Origin of the sequence: Pseudomonas sp. LAMO17WK12:I5, from assembly GCF_900215165.1 — a bacterium.
GTDB lineage: Bacteria > Pseudomonadota > Gammaproteobacteria > Pseudomonadales > Pseudomonadaceae > Aquipseudomonas > Aquipseudomonas putida_A.
On the sequence record NZ_OBDS01000006.1, the window covers coordinates 145190 to 162463 of the forward strand.

Annotated in this window: 14 protein-coding genes; 12 read left to right on the top strand and 2 right to left on the bottom strand. The window is 60.1% G+C overall.

What is annotated here, in order from left to right; all coding sequences use genetic code 11:
• Positions 1-129: 129 nt before the first annotated feature.
• From prpC to prpD, 4 genes are all read left to right on the top strand, one after another.
• Positions 130-1257, top strand: coding sequence for a 2-methylcitrate synthase (gene prpC / locus CRO59_RS12210; RefSeq protein WP_097087596.1), 1128 nt, complete (start codon positions 130-132; stop codon positions 1255-1257).
• A 201-nt stretch (positions 1258-1458) separates the two neighbouring features.
• On the top strand, positions 1459-4053 hold the full coding sequence (gene acnD, locus CRO59_RS12215; RefSeq protein WP_097087598.1) for a Fe/S-dependent 2-methylisocitrate dehydratase AcnD: 2595 nt from the start codon (positions 1459-1461) through the stop codon (positions 4051-4053).
• Positions 4054-4107: 54 nt separating this feature from the next.
• Positions 4108-5310, top strand: a complete 1203-nt coding sequence (gene prpF / locus CRO59_RS12220; protein ID WP_097087599.1) for a 2-methylaconitate cis-trans isomerase PrpF — start codon at positions 4108-4110, stop codon at positions 5308-5310.
• Between the two features lie 185 nt (positions 5311-5495).
• Positions 5496-6980: a 2-methylcitrate dehydratase gene (gene prpD / locus CRO59_RS12225; RefSeq protein ID WP_097087601.1), complete on the top strand. Its 1485-nt coding sequence runs from the start codon at positions 5496-5498 to the stop codon at positions 6978-6980.
• Positions 6981-7184: 204 nt separating this feature from the next.
• Here prpD and CRO59_RS12230 read toward each other — a convergent pair whose 3' ends face one another.
• Positions 7185-8003, bottom strand: coding sequence for a pyruvate, water dikinase regulatory protein (locus tag CRO59_RS12230; protein WP_007960912.1), 819 nt, complete (start codon positions 8001-8003; stop codon positions 7185-7187).
• A 174-nt stretch (positions 8004-8177) separates the two neighbouring features.
• On the opposite strand from CRO59_RS12230, the gene ppsA reads away from it, so the two are divergent.
• The 8 genes from ppsA to CRO59_RS12270 all read left to right on the top strand — a co-directional run bounded on the left by ppsA (position 8178) and on the right by CRO59_RS12270 (position 16440).
• Complete coding sequence (ppsA, locus tag CRO59_RS12235) at positions 8178-10553, top strand: phosphoenolpyruvate synthase (protein ID WP_096797095.1); 2376 nt, start codon at positions 8178-8180, stop codon at positions 10551-10553.
• A 187-nt stretch (positions 10554-10740) separates the two neighbouring features.
• The gene (locus CRO59_RS12240) at positions 10741-11730 is read left to right on the top strand and encodes an alpha/beta fold hydrolase (protein ID WP_027613293.1); all 990 of its coding nucleotides are present in this window, start codon (positions 10741-10743) and stop codon (positions 11728-11730) included.
• Between the two features lie 226 nt (positions 11731-11956).
• On the top strand, positions 11957-12448 hold the full coding sequence (gene rraA, locus CRO59_RS12245; protein WP_096797093.1) for a ribonuclease E activity regulator RraA: 492 nt from the start codon (positions 11957-11959) through the stop codon (positions 12446-12448).
• 22 nt (positions 12449-12470) lie between these two features.
• Positions 12471-13466, top strand: a complete 996-nt coding sequence (locus tag CRO59_RS12250) for a zinc transporter ZntB (RefSeq protein WP_027613291.1) — start codon at positions 12471-12473, stop codon at positions 13464-13466.
• 63 nt (positions 13467-13529) lie between these two features.
• On the top strand, positions 13530-13778 hold the full coding sequence (locus CRO59_RS12255) for a hypothetical protein (RefSeq protein ID WP_003223293.1): 249 nt from the start codon (positions 13530-13532) through the stop codon (positions 13776-13778).
• 2 nt (positions 13779-13780) lie between these two features.
• Positions 13781-14605, top strand: a complete 825-nt coding sequence (locus CRO59_RS12260) for a mechanosensitive ion channel domain-containing protein (protein ID WP_007916401.1) — start codon at positions 13781-13783, stop codon at positions 14603-14605.
• 87 nt (positions 14606-14692) lie between these two features.
• Complete coding sequence (sigX, locus tag CRO59_RS12265) at positions 14693-15283, top strand: RNA polymerase sigma factor SigX (RefSeq protein ID WP_011333251.1); 591 nt, start codon at positions 14693-14695, stop codon at positions 15281-15283.
• 107 nt (positions 15284-15390) lie between these two features.
• Positions 15391-16440: an OmpA family protein gene (locus tag CRO59_RS12270; protein WP_027613290.1), complete on the top strand. Its 1050-nt coding sequence runs from the start codon at positions 15391-15393 to the stop codon at positions 16438-16440.
• 62 nt (positions 16441-16502) lie between these two features.
• On the opposite strand, the gene cobA is transcribed toward CRO59_RS12270, so the two are convergent.
• Positions 16503-17267, bottom strand: a complete 765-nt coding sequence (gene cobA, locus CRO59_RS12275) for a uroporphyrinogen-III C-methyltransferase (protein ID WP_097087603.1) — start codon at positions 17265-17267, stop codon at positions 16503-16505.
• Positions 17268-17274: the final 7 nt, after the last annotated feature.

A 17274-nucleotide genomic window follows, 5' to 3' on the forward strand; every position in this document is an offset into this window, starting at 1 on the left:
CCTGTGGGAGCGGGCTTGCTCGCGAAGACTGACTGATATCCAACATTGATGTCGACTGATCCAGCGCTTTCGCGAGCAAGCCCGCTCCCACACGTTTCCCCTACAAATTCAAGAAAACTGGAGACAGCAATGGCCGAAGCAAAAGTACTCAGTGGCGCCGGGCTCCGGGGCCAGGTTGCCGGGCAAACCGCACTGTCCACCGTGGGCCAGGCCGGTGCCGGGCTGACCTATCGCGGCTACGACGTGCGTGAACTGGCAGCAGACGCGCAGTTCGAAGAAGTGGCTTACCTGCTGCTGTACGGCGAACTGCCGATCCGTGCACAACTCGATGCCTACCAGCAAAAGCTGAGCAAGCTGCGCGACCTGCCGCAGGCACTGAAAGAAGTGCTCGAACGCATCCCCGCCGACGCCCACCCGATGGACGTGATGCGCACCGGTTGCTCGTTCCTCGGCAACCTCGAGCCGGAGAAAGACTTCTCCGAACAGCGCGACAAGACCGACCGTCTGCTCGCCGCATTCCCGGCGATCATGTGCTACTGGTATCGCTTCAGTCACGACGGCAAACGCATCAACTGCGTTAGCGACGAGCCGACTATCGGCGGCCACTTCCTGCACCTGCTGCACGACAAGAAGCCGAGCGAACTGCACGTCAAAGTGATGAATGTGTCGCTGATTCTTTACGCCGAACACGAATTCAACGCCTCGACGTTTACCGCTCGCGTTTGCGCATCGACCCTGTCCGACCTGTATTCCTGCGTCACTGCGGCTATCGGTTCGCTGCGTGGCCCGCTGCATGGCGGCGCCAACGAGGCGGCAATGGAAATGATCGAGCGCTTCTCGTCGCCGGAAGAGGCGATCAAAGGCACCCTCGGCATGCTCGAGCGCAAGGACAAGATCATGGGCTTCGGCCACGCGATCTATAAGGACAGCGATCCGCGCAACGAGGTGATCAAGGGCTGGTCGAAAAAACTCGCCGACGAAGTCGGTGACAAGGTGTTGTTCCCGGTCTCCGAAGCCATCGACAAGACCATGTGGGAGCAAAAAAAACTGTTCCCCAACGCCGACTTCTACCATGCCTCGGCGTACCACTTCATGGGCATCCCGACCAAGCTGTTCACCCCGATCTTCGTCTGCTCGCGCCTGACCGGCTGGGCCGCGCACGTGTTCGAACAGCGCGCCAACAACCGCATCATCCGTCCAAGCGCCGAGTACGTCGGCGTCGAACAGCGCAAGTTCGTGCCAATCGAACGTCGCTGAATGGTGGGCTGACCCGATCCTTGAAGCCACCACAAATCCCTGTAGGAGTGAGCCTGCTCGCGATGACGGACTGACATTCACCATTGATGTCGACTGATCTACCGCTATCGCGAGCAGGCTCACTCCTACAAGGGACGGTGTGAATCTTGAGTCGGGCGTCTGCCCACCCTTTGAAACTACCGTGACCCGAGTCCTGACCCGATGAACACAGAATTCCGCAAAAACCTGCCCGGCAGTTCCCTGGATTATTTCGACGTCCGTGCGGCGGTCGAGGCGATTCAGCCCGGCAGCTACGACACCCTGCCGTACACCTCCCGCGTGCTGGCGGAAAACCTCGTGCGTCGCTGCGACCCGGCCACGCTCACCGATTCCCTGAAACAACTGATCGAACGCAAACGCGACCTCGACTTCCCGTGGTTCCCGGCGCGTGTGGTGTGCCACGATATTCTCGGCCAGACCGCACTGGTCGACCTCGCCGGCCTGCGTGACGCGATCGCCCTGCAGGGTGGTGACCCGGCGCAGGTCAACCCGGTGGTGCCGACGCAACTGATCGTTGACCACTCGCTGGCGGTAGAAGCGGGCGGTTTCGACAAGCAGGCGTTCGAGAAGAACCGCGCCATCGAAGACCGGCGCAACGAAGACCGTTTCCACTTCATCAACTGGACCAAAAAGGCCTTCAAGAACGTCGACGTGATCCCGCCGGGCAACGGCATCATGCACCAGATCAACCTGGAGAAAATGTCCCCGGTGATTCAGGTGCGCGATGGCGTGGCGTTCCCCGACACCTGCGTCGGCACCGACAGCCACACCCCGCACGTCGATGCGCTGGGCGTGATCGCCATCGGCGTCGGTGGCCTCGAAGCCGAGAGCGTGATGCTCGGCCGCGCCTCGTGGATGCGCCTGCCGGAGAGCGTCGGCGTCGAACTGACCGGCAAGCTGCAACCCGGCATCACCGCCACCGACATGGTGCTGGCGCTGACCGAATACCTGCGCAAACAGAAAGTCGTCGGCGCGTGGCTGGAGTTCTTCGGCGAAGGTGCCTCGGCGCTGACCCTCGGCGACCGCGCGACCATCTCCAACATGGCCCCGGAATACGGTGCCACCGCAGCGATGTTCTACATCGACCAGCAGACCATCGACTACCTGAAACTCACCGGTCGCGAAGACCAGCAAGTGCAACTGGTCGAGCAGTACGCCAAACTCAACGGCCTGTGGGCCGACAGCCTGAAAGGCGCGCAATACGAGCGTGGCCTGACCTTCGATCTGTCGTCGGTGGTGCGCAACATGGCCGGCCCGAGCAATCCGCACGCCCGTGTGGCGGTAGCGGATCTGGCGGCCAAAGGCATCTCCGGGCAGTGGGATGACGTGCCGGGGCAGATGCCTGATGGCGCGGTGATCATCGCCGCCATCACCAGTTGCACCAACACCAGCAACCCGCGCAACGTGATCGCCGCCGGTCTGCTGGCGCGCAACGCCAACAAGCTAGGCCTGACCCGCAAGCCGTGGGTCAAATCCTCGCTGGCACCGGGGTCGAAAACCGTGGCGCTGTACCTCGACGAGGCAGGGCTGACCACCGAGCTGGAGCAACTCGGTTTCGGCGTCGTCGCGTTTGCCTGCACCACTTGCAACGGCATGTCCGGCGCCCTCGATCCGGTGATCCAGCAAGAGATCATCGACCGCGATCTGTATGCGACGGCCGTGCTCTCCGGCAACCGTAACTTCGACGGCCGAATTCACCCGTACGCCAAACAGGCGTTCCTCGCGTCGCCGCCGCTGGTGGTCGCTTACGCCATTGCCGGGACCATTCGTTTCGACATCGAAAAGGATGTGCTGGGCATGGTCGACGGCAAGGAAATCCGCCTGAAAGACATCTGGCCTAGCGACGAAGAAATCGACGCGGTGGTGAAGTCGTCGGTCAAGCCGGAGCAGTTCCGTCAGGTCTACATTCCGATGTTCGCCGTCCACGAAGACACCGGCCCGAAAGTCACGCCGCTGTACGACTGGCGCGAGATGAGCACCTACATCCGCCGTCCACCGTACTGGGAAGGTGCGCTGGCCGGTGCGCGGCCGCTGAAGGGCATGCGTCCGCTGGCGGTGCTGCCGGACAACATCACCACCGATCACCTGTCGCCCTCCAACGCGATCATGCTCGACAGCGCCGCCGGCGAATACCTGGCGAAAATGGGCCTGCCGGAAGAGGACTTCAACTCGTACGCCACGCACCGTGGCGACCACTTGACCGCGCAGCGCGCGACCTTCGCCAACCCGAAACTGTTCAACGAAATGGTTCAGGAAAACGGCAAGGTCAAACAGGGTTCGCTGGCGCGGGTCGAGCCGGAAGGTAAAGTGATGCGCATGTGGGAAGCCATCGAAACCTATATGGAGCGCAAGCAGCCACTGATCATCATTGCCGGCGCCGACTACGGTCAGGGTTCGTCCCGCGACTGGGCGGCGAAGGGCGTGCGTCTGGCGGGTGTCGAAGCGATCGTCGCCGAAGGTTTCGAGCGCATCCACCGCACCAACCTGGTGGGCATGGGCGTGTTGCCGCTGGAGTTCAAACCGGGCACCGACCGTCACACGCTGGCCATCGACGGCAGCGAAACCTACGACGTGATCGGCGCCCGCACCCCGCGCGCGGACCTGACGCTGGTGATCCATCGCAAGTCCGGCGAGCGCGTTGAAGTGCCGGTGACCTGCCGTCTGGATACCGCTGAAGAAGTGTCGATCTACGAGGCCGGCGGCGTGTTGCAGCGCTTCGCCCAGGACTTCCTCGAAGAGTCGGCGGTTGCCGTTTAAATCACGTAGTGCGAGCGCGGGTCGGTTGACCCGCGTTTGCGGATAAGGAGCACCATGGCTCACGCAGCTAAGTTCGCACCGCAGATCAAAATCCCCGCCACCTACATGCGCGGCGGTACCAGCAAAGGCGTGTTCTTCAGCCTCAAGGATCTGCCCGAAGCCGCGCAGATCCCCGGCCCGGCCCGCGATGCCTTGCTGCTGCGGGTGATCGGCAGCCCCGACCCGTACGACAAACAGATCGACGGCATGGGCGGTGCCACCTCAAGTACCAGCAAAACCGTGATCCTGTCGAAAAGCAGCAAGGCCGATCACGACGTCGATTACCTGTTCGGTCAGGTCTCCATCGACAAGCCGTTCGTGGACTGGAGCGGCAATTGCGGCAACCTCTCGGCTGCGGTCGGTTCGTTCGCCATCAGCAACGGTCTGGTGGAGGCCAGCCGCATTCCGCACAACGGCGTGGCGGTGGTGCGCGTGTGGCAGGCCAACATCGGCAAGACCATCATCGCCCACGTGCCGATCACCAACGGCGAGGTGCAGGAAACCGGTGATTTCGAACTCGACGGCGTGACCTTTCCGGCCGCCGAAGTGCAGGTCGAGTTCATGGACCCGGCGGCGGAAGAAGAGGGCGGCGGCGGTTCGATGTTCCCCACCGGCAACCTGATCGATCAGCTTGAGGTGCCGGGTGTCGGCACGTTCCAGGCGACCATGATCAACGCCGGGATCCCGACGATTTTCGTCAACGCCGCAGACATCGGCTACACCGGCACCGAGCTGCAAAGCGCGATCAACAGCGACCCGAAAGCCTTGCAGATGTTCGAAACCATCCGCGCCTACGGTGCGTTGCGCATGGGCCTGATTTCGAATCTGGACGAAGCGGCCAAGCGACAGCACACGCCGAAAGTCGCGTTTGTCGCCAAGCCTGCGGATTACATAGCGTCCAGCGGCAAGGCAATTGCTGCCGCTGATGTGGATCTGCTGGTGCGTGCGTTGTCGATGGGCAAGTTGCACCACGCGATGATGGGTACTGCCGCCGTGGCCATCGGCACCGCTGCAGCGATCACCGGCACCCTGGTGAACCTCGCCGCCGGTGGCGTTGAACGCACGGCAGTGCGCTTCGGCCATCCGTCCGGGACCTTGCGTGTCGGAGCCGAGGCCAGTCTGGAAAACGGTGAGTGGGTGGTGAAAAAAGCCATCATGAGCCGCAGTGCCCGCGTCCTCATGGAAGGCTACGTACGCATCCCAGGCGACTCCTTCTGACACTACACCGAACAAAACTGTGGGAGCGGGCTTGCTCGCGAAGGCGGCGCACCAGGCAAAAATGATGTCGACTGACACCACGCCTTCGCGAGCAAGCCCGCTCCCACAGGGAATTGCATTTCAAATATAAGAAATCAGCCTGAACCGAGGTCCCATCAACGAACCACTGCCAGAGTGAATCGAACATGAGCGCCAACGTCGACCAGAACAATCGCCCCGACTACGACCGTGTCCTGCAGGACATCGCCGATTACGTCCTCACCTTCAACGTCGAATCTGCCGAAGCCCTCGACACCGCCCGCAACTGCCTGATGGATACCCTCGGCTGTGGCCTGCTGGCGCTGCGCTTCCCCGAGTGCACCAAACACCTTGGCCCACTTGTCGAAGGCACCGTGGTGCCGTTCGGGGCGCGGGTGCCGGGCACTTCCTATCGCCTCGACCCGGTGAAAGCCGCGTGGGACATCGGCTGCATCGTGCGCTGGCTCGATTACAACGACACCTGGCTCGCGGCCGAATGGGGGCATCCGTCGGACAACCTCGGCGGAATTCTCGCGGTGGCCGATCACCTGTCGCAAAAACGCGTTGCCAATGGTGAGAAGCCGCTGACGATTCGCGATGTACTTGAAGCGATGATCATGGCCCACGAGATCCAAGGCGTGATCGCTCTGGAAAACTCGTTCAACCGCGTCGGCCTAGACCACGTGCTGCTGGTGAAAGTCGCTTCGACCGCCGTCACCGCCAAACTGATGGGGGCCAATCGCGAGCAACTGCTGTCGGCGTTGTCCCATGCCTTCGCCGATGGTCAGGCGCTACGCACTTATCGTCATGCGCCGAACGCCGGGTCGCGCAAGTCCTGGGCGGCGGGGGATGCGACCAGCCGCGGTGTGCGTCTGGCCGACATCGCCCTGCGTGGCGAGATGGGCATTCCCGGGGTGTTGACGGCCAAACAGTGGGGCTTCTACGACGTATCGTTCAGCCACACCAACAACGATCTGGCGCTCAAGCCGGAGGGCAAGCGCATCTTCAGCTTCTCGCGGCCCTACGGCAGTTACGTGATGGAAAACGTGCTGTTCAAGATCAGCTTCCCCGCCGAGTTCCATGCGCAAACGGCCTGCGAAGCAGCGGTGACCTTGCATCCGTTGGTGCGCAACCGCTTGCATGAAATCGACCGCATCGTCATCACCACCCATGAGTCGGCGATTCGCATCATTTCCAAGGTCGGGCCGCTGGCCAACGCCGCCGACCGCGACCACTGCCTCCAGTACATGACCGCCGTGCCGCTGGCATTCGGCAATCTGCTGGCCGAACAGTACGAGGACGACTTCCACGCTGCGCACCCGATCATCGATGTGCTGCGCGAGAAGATGGTCATCGTCGAAGACCCGCGTTTCACCCGCGAGTATCTGGAGGCCGACAAGCGCTCGATTGCCAACGCGGTGCAGGTGTTTTTCAAGGATGGCTCGAGCACCGAGAACGTGGTGGTGGAATACCCGATCGGCCACCGTCGCCGCCGCGCCGATGGCATCCCGTTGCTGGAGGACAAGTTCAGGGCGAATCTGCTGACACGATTCACCGGGCAGCGCAGCAACGAGATCTTCGCGTTGTGCAAGGATCAGGCGAAGCTTGAAGCGACCCCCGTGAATCGTTTCATCGACCTGTTTGCGATTTGACAACGCGAGCATTGAAGACCCATTGCGGGCGTGAGCCTGCTCACGCTAGCGGTGCGTCAGGCAACATCAATGCTGAATGTGCCGCCGCCTTCGCGAGCAAGCCCGCTCCCACAAGGTTTTGTGCCTGGCACAACATGCATGAACACTCTGAAACCCTGTGGGAGCGGGCTTGCCCGCGAAGGCGCCAAAGCAGACGCCGCCAATCTATTTGAAACGCCGCTCCACACCTTTCTCCACCAGAATCTTCGCCGAAATCTCTTCCACCGAAAAATGTGTGGAGTTGATGTGCGGGATGTTCTCGCGGCGGAACAGGTTTTCCACTTCGCGCACTTCGAATTCGCACTGGGCGTAGCTCGAATAGCGGCTGTTGGGCTTGCGCTCGTTGCGGATCGCGGTGAGGCGGTCCGGGTCGATGGTCAGGCCGAACAACTTGTGCTGATGGGCGCGCAGGGCGGTCGGCAGGGTCAGACGCTCCATGTCGTCTTCGGTCAGCGGGTAGTTGGCCGCGCGGATACCGAACTGCATCGCCATGTACAGACACGTCGGCGTCTTACCACAACGCGACACGCCCACTAGTATCAGGTCGGCCTTGTCGTAATAGTGGGTGCGCGCGCCGTCGTCGTTGTCGAGGGCGAAGTTCACCGCCTCGATGCGCTCCATGTAATTGGAGTTGTGCCCGATCGAGTGGGACTTGCCGACGGTGTAGGAAGAATGCTCGGTCAGTTCCTGTTCGAGCGGGGCGAGGAAGGTCGAGAAAATGTCGATCATGAAACCATTGGACGTTGCGAGAATCTCACGGATGTCCTGATTGACGATGGTGTCGAAGATGATCGGACGGAAGCCGTCGGTTTCAGCGGCTTTGTTGATTTGTTGTACCATGGCCCGCGCTTTGTCCGCGTTGTCGATATACGGCCGCGTGAGCTTGGTGAAGGTAATGTTTTCGAACTGCGCCAGAAGGCTTTGACCCAGGGTTTCGGCGGTAATGCCGGTGCCATCGGAGATAAAGAAAGCAGATCGTTTCATTTGCACCTTGGGCCTTAAGCTAAAGAGTATTTCTGGATATGATAGGCGCGATTTGCCGGCCGCCATTGGCCCGCATTCTCACTTATTTTCCAGGTCCAGGCCATACAGCCGGCCCACGCTCCCCCGAGCCGCCGGTTTCTGAGCTTTTCCAACACAGTTAGTGGAGAGATCACCTTGGTAGAGTACGTAGTTTCCCTCGATAAGCTCGGCAAACACGATGTTGAGCATGTGGGGGGCAAGAACGCATCCCTGGGCGAGATGATCAGCAACCTGGCGGGTGCCGGTGTGTCGGTCCCCGGCGGCTTTGCCACCACCGCGCAGGCCTATCGCGACTTTCTCGAACTGAGCGGCCTCAACGACCAGATCCACAAGGCTCTCGACGCCCTGGACGTCGATGACGTCAATGCACTGGCCAAGACCGGTGCGCAGATCCGTCAATGGATCATGGACGCCGAATTCCCTGAAAAACTCAATACCGAGATCCGCACCGCGTTCGCCGCGCTGTCGGCCGGTAACCCTGACGTGGCCGTGGCCGTGCGTTCTTCCGCCACCGCCGAAGACTTGCCGGACGCCTCGTTCGCCGGTCAGCAGGAAACCTTCCTGAACATCCGTGGCGTGGAAAACGTTATCCGCGCCGCCAAAGAGGTGTTCGCTTCGCTGTTCAACGACCGGGCGATTTCCTACCGCGTGCACCAGGGCTTCGACCACAAACTGGTCGCCCTGTCGGCTGGCGTGCAGCGCATGGTGCGTTCGGAAACCGGTACCGCCGGCGTGATGTTCACCCTCGATACCGAATCCGGTTTCCGTGACGTGGTGTTCATCACCGGCGCCTACGGTCTGGGCGAAACCGTTGTTCAAGGCGCGGTGAACCCGGATGAGTTCTATGTGCACAAAGGCACCCTGGAAGCCGGTCGCCCGGCGATCCTGCGCCGCAACCTCGGCAGCAAAGCCATCAAGATGATCTACGGCGACGAGGCCAAGGCCGGTCGTTCGGTGAAGACCGTCGATGTCGACAAGGCCGAACGCGCGCGTTTCTGCCTGACCGACGCCGAAGTCAGCGAGCTGGCCAAGCAGGCGATGATCATCGAGAAGCACTACGGCTGCCCGATGGACATCGAGTGGGCCAAAGACGGTGACGACGGCAAGCTGTACATCGTGCAGGCCCGTCCGGAAACCGTGAAAAGCCGCACCCAGGCCAACGTCATGGAACGTTACCTGTTGAAAGAAACCGGCACCGTGCTGGTGGAAGGTCGTGCCATTGGCCAGCGCATCGGCGCCGGCAAAGTGCGGATCATCAAGGACGTCTCGGAAATGGACAAAGTCCAGGCCGGCGACGTGCTGGTCTCCGACATGACCGACCCGGACTGGGAACCGGTGATGAAACGCGCCAGCGCCATCGTCACCAACCGTGGCGGCCGTACCTGCCACGCGGCGATCATCGCCCGTGAACTGGGGATTCCAGCGGTCGTGGGCTGCGGCAACGCCACCCAACTGTTGAAAGATGGTCAGGGTGTGACCGTGTCCTGCGCCGAAGGCGACACCGGTTACATCTTCGAAGGCGAGCTGGGCTTCGACGTCAAGAAGAACTCCGTCGACGCCATGCCGGAGCTGCCGTTCAAGATCATGATGAACGTCGGCAACCCGGACCGCGCCTTCGACTTCGCGCAGCTGCCGAACGCCGGTGTCGGCCTGGCCCGTCTGGAATTCATCATCAACCGCATGATCGGCGTACACCCGAAAGCGCTGTTGAACTACGACGGCCTGCCGCAGGAAATCAAGGACAGCGTCGACAAGCGCATCGCCGGTTACAACGATCCGGTCGGCTTCTACGTCGAAAAACTGGTGGAGGGCATCAGCACCCTCGCTGCTGCGTTCTGGCCGAAGAAGGTCATCGTGCGTCTGTCGGACTTCAAGTCCAACGAATACGCCAACCTGATCGGCGGGAAGCTGTACGAGCCGGAAGAAGAAAACCCGATGCTCGGCTTCCGTGGTGCTTCGCGTTACATCAGCGAATCGTTCCGTGACTGCTTCGAACTCGAATGCCGCGCGCTGAAACGCGTGCGCAACGAGATGGGCCTGACCAACGTCGAAATCATGGTGCCGTTCGTCCGTACCCTGGGCGAAGCCAGTCAGGTGGTCGATCTGCTCGCCGAAAACGGCCTGGCCCGTGGCGACAACGGCCTGCGCGTGATCATGATGTGCGAACTGCCGTCCAACGCGATCCTGGCTGAAGAATTCCTCGAATTCTTCGACGGTTTCTCGATCGGTTCCAACGACCTGACTCAGCTGACCCTGGGCCTGGACCGTGACTCCGGGATCATCGCGCACCTGTTCGACGAGCGTAATCCGGCGGTGAAGAAGCTGTTGGCCAACGCGATTGCCGCGTGCAACAAGGCCGGGAAATACATCGGCATCTGCGGTCAGGGCCCTTCGGACCACCCGGATCTGGCCAAATGGCTGATGGAGCAGGGCATCGAAAGCGTGTCGCTGAACCCGGACTCCGTGCTGGAAACCTGGTTCTTCCTCGCCGAAGGCCAGGCCCAGGCTTGATCCATATGTGAACGGCCATCCTCCCCTGTGGGAGCGGGCTTGCTCGCGAAGACGGAATAAGATCCGCCTAAAATTTTGGCTGATACACCGCTTTCGCGAGCAAGCCCGCTCCCACAAAGGTTGGGGGCTTTGAGATTGAAGTAGGGCGGGCTCCTGTAGATGCCGCCCTTTTTTGTGCAAGAGCATTATGCAAAGCAGCAGCAACCTGTTTCCTGTCGCCCTGATCAGCGCCGAACGACGCGGTGATCTGAGCGAAGACGTGTATCGACTCAAACCCGGCAACAGTCCCGACTGGTCCGTGGAAATCGCCGTTACCCGTTTGGGCATGGCCGACGATACGACACCGCGCGGCGTGCCGGTGATTTTGTTGCACGGCAGTTTTTCCAATCGGCGCTTCTGGTTTTCCCCCAAGGGCCTCGGGTTGGGTGCGTACCTGACGCGCTTGGGTTTCGACGTGTGGATCCCGGAGATGCGCGGTCACGGCCTGTCGCAGCGCAACGAGGACTACCGGCGCAACCGCGTGGCTGACTACGCCCGTTACGATCTGCCGGCGATTGCCGCGTTCGTCCGCGAGCAGAGCGGGCAGGTGCCGCACTGGATCGGCCATTCGCTGGGCGGCATCACGCTGGCGGCGGCGCTGGGTGGCGAATACCTCGGCGAGCCGGCCGTGGCCTCGGCGGCGTTTTTCGGCACGCAGGTCAGTCGCACGTACTGGCCGCTGAAGATTCCACCGGTGGAGTGGAGCGGGCGCTTCATTCTCAAGCGTTTCGCGCAGTTGTCCGGCTCACGCCTCAAGCGCGGCCCGGAAGACGAGCCGATCGGGCTGGCGCTGGAAAGCATGCGCTGGTACGGCTTGTTCGGGCGTTTTGGCGACAAGGACAAGGACTGGTGGGCCGGCCTGGCCGAGGTTCAGGTGCCGGTGCTGGCAGTGACCGCGGCGGGCGATCATCAGGATCCGGCATGGGCCTGTCGCAAACTGTTCGAGCAGATCGGCTCCGAGCACAAACAGTTCGTCAATCTGGGGCGCGAGCAGGGCTTCAGCGACAACTTCGGGCATGTCGAGATGTTGGTGAGCAAGGCGGCGCAGGCCGAGGTCTGGCCGCTAGTGGCGCGCTGGCTGAATGATCAGCAGACGCCGTTGCTCGGCGACAAGCCGGATCTTGCCGCTGCGGTCTGAGTCCGAGGCTCTGAAAAGGGCATTTCGTTCAGGTCGGCTTGCGGCTAAGATATGACGCATTGTGCGGTTCTGGTCATATTTGGTGGGTGTTTAGCTATTACGTTTCAGCGTTTGTTCAGGTTCGTTCAGCGACCATTGCATGAACTAAGGTAAACAGCGACCGCCGGGACTCGTTTCAAAAGAGTGCGACATCCTTGATCGTCTTCCTTTTTACAGGAGTTTTTCGATGAACCATTACCTCACGCCTGACCTGTGCGACGCCTATCCGGAGCTGGTGCAGGTGCTGGAACCGATGTTCAGCAATTTCGGCGGCCGTGATTCCTTCGGCGGCGAAATCGTGACCATCAAATGTTTCGAAGATAACTCGCTGGTCAAAGAGCAAGCCGAACTCAAGGGTAACGGCAAGGTGCTGGTGGTCGATGGCGGCGGTTCGCTGCGGCGCGCGCTGCTGGGCGACATGATCGCCGAGAAGGCCGCGAAAAACGGTTGGGAAGGGATGGTCATCTATGGTTGCATCCGTGATGTCGACGTTATTGCCCAGACCGATCTCGGTGTTCAGGCGTTGGCCAGCCATCCGATGAAAACCGAAAAGCGCGGTATCGGCGATCTCAACGTACCGGTGACTTTCGCCGGCGTGACGTTCCATCCGGGCCAATACATCTATGCGGACAACAACGGCGTGATCGTTTCGCCGAGTCCGCTGCAGATGCCTGAATAAGTTTTTCGACAAAGGGATGCGGATGTTCGAGGAAGAAAACGCGCAGTGGGGGCTGGTGCATGCCCTGGTGCTGGACGGTAAAGGCGGTGCGCGTTCGATTGCCCGGACTGAGCTCGACGATCTGCAACTGCAGGCCCATGAGAGCCTGTGGCTGCATTGGGATCGCAGCCATCCGCAAACCCAGACCTGGCTGCGCAAATCCAGCGGCCTGAATGAATTTGCCTGCGACCTGCTGCTGGAAGAGAACACCCGGCCACGCCTGTTGCCGTTGCCGGATGCTGAACTTCTGCTGTTTCTGCGCGGGGTCAACCTCAACCCCGGCGCCGAGCCGGAAGACATGGTCTCGGTGCGGATTTTCGCGTCGGCGCAACGGGTCATCTCGCTGCGTTTGCGTCCGCTGCGTGCCACCGATGAGCTGCTGGCGCTGCTGAGCGAAGGCAAAGGCCCGAAAACCTCATCTGAACTGATCCTGTATCTGGCGCAATTCCTCACCAACAAGGTGCAGGATCTGGTCACCTGCCTGTCGGAACTGGTCGATGAAGAGGAAGAAAAACTGGATGCCGACGAACGGTATACCCCCGAGCATGGCTCGATTTTGCACATCCGCCGCCGGGCGGCCGGACTGAAGCGTTTTCTGGCACCGCAGCGGGATATTTTCGGACAACTGACCCGGATAAAACTGCCGTGGTTTGTCGACGATGACGCTGACTACTGGAACGAATTGAACAACAGCCTGACGCGCTATCTCGAAGAGCTGGAATTGACCCGAGAGCGCATGGGGCTTGTGCTGGAGGCTGAAGACCGGCGTTTGAACGTGCGCATGAATCGCACGATGTACCGCTTCGGCATCATCACCTGCATCTTTTTGCCGATGAGTTTTCTCACCGGCCTGCTGGGCATCAATGTGGGCGGCATTCCGTTCTCGAGCAGCCCTTATGGTTTCCTGATTGCCTGTCTGACGGTGCTGGCGATGGCCTTCGGTCAATGGTGGTTATTCCGCCGTTTGCGCTGGGTGTGAAGATGCAACATGTGACCCGACCAAATTTGCCCGCGTCTTTCACAGACATCACGAGAGGTGCGTATGCACGATCCGTTTGAACAGTCTTTGCGCGACATGCTCAACGCCTCGCCGTCCAGCCGTGACGACGACGCATGCCTGGGTCGCGTACTCAAAACCGCCAACCGCCAGGTGGGCGCCGGTGATCTGTTCAGCCTGCTGGGCCGCTGGCTGCCCGCGCTGATGATCGCCCTGAATAACGGATCGGCCCACGTCTCGCCGGTTTCCCGTCTTCGTAAAACTACTGCACGCACTGCTGATAAGGCTGATTGAATATGGAACTTGATCTCTGGACTCAGAGCCTCGTCACTGCAATGACTGCGTTGTGGACCAAAGTCGCCAACTTCATCCCGAACCTGTTCGGCGCACTGGTGGTGCTGCTGTTGGGTTTCGTGGTGGCCAAGCTGCTCGATACCTTGCTGTCCAAATTGCTCGCCAAACTGGGCCTTGATCGCCTGATGGGCGGCACCGGTCTGACCAAGTTGATGTCGCGGGCCGGCCTGCAAGTGCCGATCTCAACCTTGATCGGGAAGATTGTTTACTGGTTCGTTCTGCTGATTTTTCTGGTTTCCGCAGCAGAGTCCCTTGGACTTGAGCGAGTTTCAGCTACGCTGGACATGCTGGCGTTGTATTTGCCGAAAGTTTTCGGCGCCGCGCTGGTGTTGCTGGTGGGTGTTTTGCTCGCGCAATTGGCCAACGGCCTGGTGCGCGGAGCGGCAGAAGGCGTAGGGCTGGACTACGCTTCGGGTTTGGGCCGAATCGCCCAGGGGCTGGTGATCATCATCAGTATCTCGGTCGCGATCAGCCAGCTCGAGGTCAAGACTGACCTGCTGAACCATGTGATTGTCATCGTATTGATTACCGTTGGTCTGGCCGTTGCGCTGGCCATGGGTTTGGGAAGCCGGGAAATTGCCGGTCAGATTCTTGCGGGAATCTATGTGCGTGAGTTGTATCAGGTTGGGCAACAAGTGCGTGTTGGCGAGGTCGAAGGCCAGATCGAAGAGATCGGCACGGTTAAAACCACATTGCTGACCGATGAGGGTGAGCTAGTCTCACTCTCCAATCGGATCCTGCTGGAACAGCATGTGAGTAGCCGCTAACCCGGCAAACCCTGCTAATGTATGCCGCCGCAAAATGCCCTGAGAGGGGTGCGGCGGACATTGACCTGACTGTCGGCACGACTTGTTTTGAATAAAGCCCAAACGCTATCCACGCGCTATGACCCCCGTGAGCTCTCTGATGAGGAGTTGGTCGCGCGCTCGCATACCGAGCTGTTTCACGTGACGCGCGCCTATGAAGAGCTGATGCGGCGTTACCAGCGAACATTATTTAACGTTTGTGCGAGATATCTTGGGAACGATCGCGACGCAGACGATGTCTGTCAGGAAGTGATGCTTAAGGTGTTGTACGGCCTGAAGAACTTCGAGGGGAAATCGAAGTTCAAAACCTGGCTCTACAGCATCACGTATAACGAATGCATCACGCAGTATCGGAAGGAACGGCGAAAGCGTCGCTTGATGGACGCCTTGAGTCTGGACCCGCTGGAAGAAGCGTCGGAAGAAAAGGCGCCGAAACCCGAGGAGAAGGGCGGACTCGATCGCTGGCTGGTGTATGTGAACCCGATTGACCGTGAAATTCTGGTGCTACGATTTGTCGCAGAGCTGGAGTTTCAGGAGATCGCAGACATCATGCACATGGGTTTGAGTGCGACAAAAATGCGGTACAAACGTGCTCTAGACAAATTGCGTGAGAAATTTGCAGGCATTGCTGAAACTTAGTTCAGCGCAAATATCTCTTACGTGTAGGCAAGTTCTGATAGACTTGCCGCCGAGTTGTCCCCCGGTTTGCGGGACTGCTTCACAATCACCAGATGGGGATTTAACGGATGAAACTGAAAAACACCTTGGGCTTGGCCATTGGTTCTCTTATTGCCGCTACTTCGTTCGGCGCACTGGCACAAGGCCAAGGCGCAGTTGAAGGCGAGATCAACTACAAGAAGCAGTACAACGACAGCATTGATCATGTCGAAGACGGCTTCAACCCAGGCGCCAAAATCGGTTACTTCCTGACCGACGACGTCTCGATCAACTTCGGCTGGGATCGTAACAACCACACCCGTTCGAACGACGGTACCGGTAGCCAGAAACTGCGCGGTGACAACTTCGGTCTGACCGCTCAGTACCACTTCAACAACGCTGGCGACGCTCTGCGTCCTTACGTTGAAGGTGGTGTCAAGCACGGCAACCTGACCAACGTAGCTGCTGACGGCCACACCGGTCGCGACCAGTCGACTTTCCTGACTGCTGGCGCTGGCGTTAAGTACTACTTCGCTGAAAACTTCTTCGCCCGTGCTGGCGTAGAAGCTGACTACAAACTGGACAATGGCCGTTGGGACTACGCTCCATCGGTTGGTCTGGGTGTGAACTTCGGTGGCGGCGGCAAGCCAGCTGCTGCTCCAGTTCCAGCTCCGGCTGAAGTCTGCTCCGACAGCGACAACGATGGCGTTTGCGACAACGTTGACAAGTGCCCGGACACCCCAGCCAACGTAACTGTTGACGCTGATGGCTGCCCAGCAGTTGCTGAAGTTGTTCGTGTAGAGCTGGACGTGAAGTTCGACTTCGACAAGTCGGTCGTCAAGCCAAACAGCTACGCTGACATCAAGAACCTGGCTGACTTCATGAAGCAGTACCCAGCCACTCACACCACTGTTGAAGGTCACACTGACTCCGTCGGTCCTGACGCTTACAACCAGAAACTGTCCGAGCGTCGTGCAAACGCCGTTAAGCAGGTTCTGACCCAGCAGTACGGTGTTGAGTCGTCCCGCGTTCAGTCGATCGGCTACGGCGAATCCCGCCCAGTTGCTGACAACAAAACTGAAGCTGGCCGTGCTGTTAACCGTCGCGTAGAAGCGCAGGTTGAAGCTCAAGCTAAGTAATTAGCTGCCGCTACGAGAAAAGCCCGGCTCAGGCCGGGCTTTTCTTTGCCTGCGATTTGGCTTTACAGGGCGTACACAGTTCCCATGGGGGAGCTGCCGGAGACTGCGATCCTTTGCTCTGCAATGGCAGCCACTGCGCCGATGACGAGTATGGCCGGGCTCTTGAGCTCAAACCGGCAGGCGTCGTCACTCATGCTCATCAGATCACTACGGCACTCACGCTGTTCTGGCAGAGAGGCATTCTCGATCATCGCCACCGGCGTATCTGCCGCCATCCCGCCGGCCAATAGCTGATCGCGAATCTCGCCAAGCTTGGCCACCCCCATGTAAATCACCAGTGTCGTCCCACCTCGCGCCAACGCCTGCCAGTTCAATTGACTGTCGTCCTGGGTGTGCGCGGTCACCAGCGTCACCCCGCGCGCCACACCGCGCAACGTCAGCGGAATATCGCATTGCGTCGCGCCGGCGAGTCCGGCGGTAATACCGTTGACCAACTCGACCTCAATCCCACGTTCGCGTAACCACTGCGCCTCTTCGCCGCCACGACCGAAAATGCACGGGTCACCGCCCTTGAGCCGCACCACGCAGTTGCCTTGGCGCGCATAACGCAACATCAGCCGATGGATGAACGCCTGCGGTGTCGAGCGACAGCCGCCGCGTTTGCCCACGGCAATGATTCGCGCGGTGGGGCAATGCTCCAGCACCGCGGCATTGACCAGATCGTCAATCAACACCACCTGCGCTTCACGCAATGCGCGCACCGCTTTGAGCGTCAGCAGTTCGGGATCACCGGGACCTGCACCCACCAGCCAGACTTTTGCATTCATGGTGTTT

Coding starts and splice junctions, on each gene's coding strand:
- cobA (WP_097087603.1), bottom strand. CDS start 17,267: ATGAATGCAAAAGTCTGGCTGGTGGGTGCAGGTCCCGGTGATCCCGAA.
- rraA (WP_096797093.1), top strand. CDS start 11,957: ATGAACCATTACCTCACGCCTGACCTGTGCGACGCCTATCCGGAGCTG.
- CRO59_RS12255 (WP_003223293.1), top strand. CDS start 13,530: ATGCACGATCCGTTTGAACAGTCTTTGCGCGACATGCTCAACGCCTCG.
- prpD (WP_097087601.1), top strand. CDS start 5,496: ATGAGCGCCAACGTCGACCAGAACAATCGCCCCGACTACGACCGTGTC.
- prpC (WP_097087596.1), top strand. CDS start 130: ATGGCCGAAGCAAAAGTACTCAGTGGCGCCGGGCTCCGGGGCCAGGTT.
- CRO59_RS12230 (WP_007960912.1), bottom strand. CDS start 8,003: ATGAAACGATCTGCTTTCTTTATCTCCGATGGCACCGGCATTACCGCC.
- CRO59_RS12260 (WP_007916401.1), top strand. CDS start 13,781: ATGGAACTTGATCTCTGGACTCAGAGCCTCGTCACTGCAATGACTGCG.
- acnD (WP_097087598.1), top strand. CDS start 1,459: ATGAACACAGAATTCCGCAAAAACCTGCCCGGCAGTTCCCTGGATTAT.
- CRO59_RS12240 (WP_027613293.1), top strand. CDS start 10,741: ATGCAAAGCAGCAGCAACCTGTTTCCTGTCGCCCTGATCAGCGCCGAA.
- CRO59_RS12250 (WP_027613291.1), top strand. CDS start 12,471: ATGTTCGAGGAAGAAAACGCGCAGTGGGGGCTGGTGCATGCCCTGGTG.
- CRO59_RS12270 (WP_027613290.1), top strand. CDS start 15,391: ATGAAACTGAAAAACACCTTGGGCTTGGCCATTGGTTCTCTTATTGCC.
- prpF (WP_097087599.1), top strand. CDS start 4,108: ATGGCTCACGCAGCTAAGTTCGCACCGCAGATCAAAATCCCCGCCACC.